This window comes from Arsenophonus sp. ENCA (assembly GCF_002287155.1).
In the GTDB taxonomy this organism is placed as follows: domain Bacteria; phylum Pseudomonadota; class Gammaproteobacteria; order Enterobacterales; family Enterobacteriaceae; genus Arsenophonus; species Arsenophonus nilaparvatae.
In genome coordinates this window covers 1-3,337 of the sequence record NZ_NHNG01000437.1, presented here as the reverse complement: position 1 = coordinate 3,337, position 3,337 = coordinate 1, and the positions used below count along the sequence as shown (strand labels likewise).

At 39.9% G+C, this 3,337-nt stretch carries 2 protein-coding genes, 1 tRNA gene and 1 pseudogene; 3 read left to right on the top strand and 1 reads right to left on the bottom strand.

Annotation, left to right across the window (positions count from 1 at the left end):
- The 3 genes and pseudogenes from CBG25_RS11380 to CBG25_RS11370 form a co-directional block, all read left to right on the top strand.
- Positions 1-439, top strand: a 439-nt coding sequence (locus CBG25_RS11380; RefSeq protein ID WP_290603601.1) for an IS30 family transposase, incomplete at its 5' end; no start/stop codon positions are given.
- Between the two features lie 94 nt (positions 440-533).
- Positions 534-1,085, top strand: a pseudogene (locus CBG25_RS11375) (MATE family efflux transporter); the annotation flags it as partial.
- A gap of 166 nt (positions 1,086-1,251) precedes the next feature.
- Positions 1,252-1,328 (top strand) — tRNA-Val (locus CBG25_RS11370).
- 124 nt (positions 1,329-1,452) lie between these two features.
- On the opposite strand, the gene murJ is transcribed toward CBG25_RS11370, so the two are convergent.
- Positions 1,453-2,988 carry a murein biosynthesis integral membrane protein MurJ gene (gene murJ, locus CBG25_RS11365; RefSeq protein ID WP_290606724.1) on the bottom strand — a complete coding sequence of 512 codons (1,536 nt, stop codon included), beginning with the start codon at positions 2,986-2,988 and terminating at the stop codon, positions 1,453-1,455.
- Between the last annotated feature and the right edge of the window lie 349 nt (positions 2,989-3,337).

The following is a 3,337-nucleotide window of genomic DNA, read 5'->3' as shown; positions in this document are numbered from 1 at the left end:
TACTGTATTTGGTAAAGATCAGAAGTCATTCTTACTGACTCTAGCGGATAAAGCTACCAAGCAGATTATTATCCGCAAGTTACCGAATAAACGCGCTGATACTGTTGTAGATGCTTTCCGTGACATTGTAGCAAATACCTTCTGTGACTTTAAAACTTTGACGGCCGATAACGGTTCTGAGTTCTCCATGCATAAACAGATAACTGAGATCACCGGTGCTAATGTCTTCTTTGCCAGGCCTTATCACTCATGGGAGCGTGGTTTAAATGAACACAGTAACGGACTTATCCGCCGTTTTTACCCAAAAGGAACGGATTTCAACTCAGTCACGGACAACGAGATTGCAGAACTTGAGCACATACTTAATACTCGGGGACGAAAATCGTTGGGCTATTTTTCTCCAAATGAAGTATTTTTAGCTCATCTAATGGCTGCATAACGTTTTATGGGTTTGTTGCGTTTCGACTGGGAATGGGCCAATTAGTTTTGTGCGAAACTCGTGACTTTGTTGCATTTCGTTTGGGAATTGGCGACAGGTAGCATTAAATTTTAGTTCGTTAATGTTTATGTTTCCTATTTCTCTTGGTATCGCAGCAACGATCCGGGTCGGTTATAATTTAGGTAGCTCTTCAACGGAAAAGGCAAAAATATCCGCCTATACCAGCATTATGGTAGGTTTAACGGTAGCTTGCTGCACCGCAATTATGACAGTGTCACTTAGGGAGCAGATCGCATTAATGTATAATCGCAATCCGGAAGTCGTCCTATTGGCTTCACAATTGATGTTATTCGCTGCTATCTATCAGATTTCCGATGCTATTCAAGTCATTGGCGCCGGTATATTACGTGGTTATAAAGATACCCGTTCAATTTTCTTTATCACTTTCATTGCTTACTGGCTGCTCGGCCTACCAACAGGTTATCTACTTGGTTTAACTGACTTTATTGTGCCGCATCTGGGACCAAAAGGTTTTTGGATCGGTTTTATTATTGGCTTAACGGCATCAGCTATCATGATACTTTCTCGCATATTATGGCTTCAACGTCAGCCAAACGAATTTGTATTACGACATTCCACTCGATAGCTATGTTGTCAAACGGGTATAAGGTATAAAAAATGAAAAATTGCGCTTTTATGCTAAATAGCATTAAATACGAGCAGTTAGAAGTAAAATTGCATTTTTTCCCTTGCCAGAATGGCAACTGCCCGTTAATATTCGTTTCCACATTATCGCCATAGCAATTTTTATTGCGTCCGTAGCTCAGTTGGTTAGAGCACCACCTTGACATGGTGGGGGTCGGTGGTTCGAGTCCACTCGGACGCACCAATTCTGTTTATTCCCAATACCGTTTTCAATTTGTAAAGTCAGTCAGCCTGCTTCGATTGGTAATGAAAAAGCGCGTTTACGCTTTTTCATCCAACAAATGATCACTTAATCAGATTTATTTGTATTAAATAGCCCGCTGTGAAAAATCTCGCAAACGAAAACCAAAAATAAATAACGCAACAAAGTAACTCATTGCACCGGCAAAAACCACCAATAGCAACCGCGTGATCCGTATCAGCATATTTCCCTGCTCCCATGACGGCATAAAATTTAATAGCAACAACAATACCGCTACCATAACAATTAAAGCGGCGATTAACTTGAGCAAAAATTTCCCCCAACCAGCTAAGGGAGAAAAAATTGCCTGGCGACGTAACTGCCAATACAACATCAAAGCATTAAAGCATGCCGCTAAGCCAATTGATAAGGCCAATCCTGCATGTTTGAGCGAACCAATAAAAGCAAGGTTCATTAATTGTGTCAAAATTAAGGTAATAATCGCGATTTTAACCGGTGTTTTAATATCTTGTCTCGAATAGAACCCTGGCGCTAATACCTTAACGACAATTAACCCCATCAAGCCGACACAGTAAGCAATTAATGCCCGTTGAGTCATTACCGCATCGTAGGCGGTAAAATTGCCATACTGAAAAAGCGACACTGTCAACGGTTCGGCTAAAATAACCAGCGCAATCGCACAGGGTAGCGCTAATAAAAAGCAAAGCCGTAACCCCCAGTCCATTAGGCGCTGATATTCTTTATGATCACCGGTTGAAAAACTCTTCGCCAGAGAAGGTAATAAGATAGTACCAAGTGCCACTCCTAAAACACCGGTAGGGAGCTCCATCAATCGGTCAGCATAATACATCCACGAAACAGAGCCTGATTGTAAAAATGAGGCAAAAATAGTATTAATAATTAATGAAATCTGGCTTACAGAAACCCCAATAATCGCCGGCCCCATTAACTTCAATACTCGCCACACACCGCTATTACGAAAAGAGATACGCGGTAAAACTAACATGCCAATTTTTTGTAAATAAGGTAATTGATACAGCAACTGTAAAATACCGCCGGCAAAAACTCCCCACCCTAACGCTGTAATAGGTGGTTCACAATATGGCGCCAACAACAGTACTGATATAATCATACTGATATTAAGTAAAGTAGGCGCAAAAGCAGGAACAGAAAAACGGTTCCAAGTATTTAAAATAGCACCAGACAATGATACTAAAGAGATCAATAAAATATAAGGAAAAATGATTCTCAATAAACGAACGGTTAAATCAAATTTATCCGGTGTATCAGTAAAACCGGGGGCCGTAATATAAATAATCCATGGTGCCGCTAATATTCCTGCCAATGTAACGATGGCCAAAATTAATGTTAATAAACCAGAAACATACGCAATAAAAGTGCGAGTAGCCTCATCACCTTGTTGGTTTTTATATTCTGCTAAGATAGGGACAAATGCTTGGGAAAATGCGCCTTCGGCAAAAATTCGGCGCAAAAGATTTGGTAATCGAAAAGCAACAAAAAAAGCGTCTGTCGCCGCTCCAGCACCAAAAAAACGCGCAATAATCGCATCACGAATAAATCCTAAGATGCGGGAAAACATAGTCATAGAGCTTATCGCTGCTAACGATTTTAGTAAATTCATGCAATATCTTTATTAATGATGGCTATAATAGATTGATAAAGTGTATCAGTGACCTGTGAGCATGACCATGAATTAGAATAACTATTTTTACCAAAGCAAAGCGATGTAGCTCAGATTTTCCAACGATATTTTAATTACCCGTTAGACAAAGTGAGTCTGGTAAATTATACTTTCGGGCTTTGAGATTGATTCTCTTCGAAAAATGCATTTATCATCCGATTGGCACGTTGTATCTCATATATTCCAGTATTGAAGGGTCTGTGGTTTACTAATGCCTACGCCAATTCCCAAACGAAATGCAACAAAGGAAATCCTTGGTCATACATAGATAAAATTACTGTAATGACCC

Excerpts from the sequence above, each read along its gene's own strand:
- murJ (WP_290606724.1), bottom strand. The coding sequence starts at position 2,988 with ATGAATTTACTAAAATCGTTAGCAGCGATAAGCTCTATGACTATGTTT.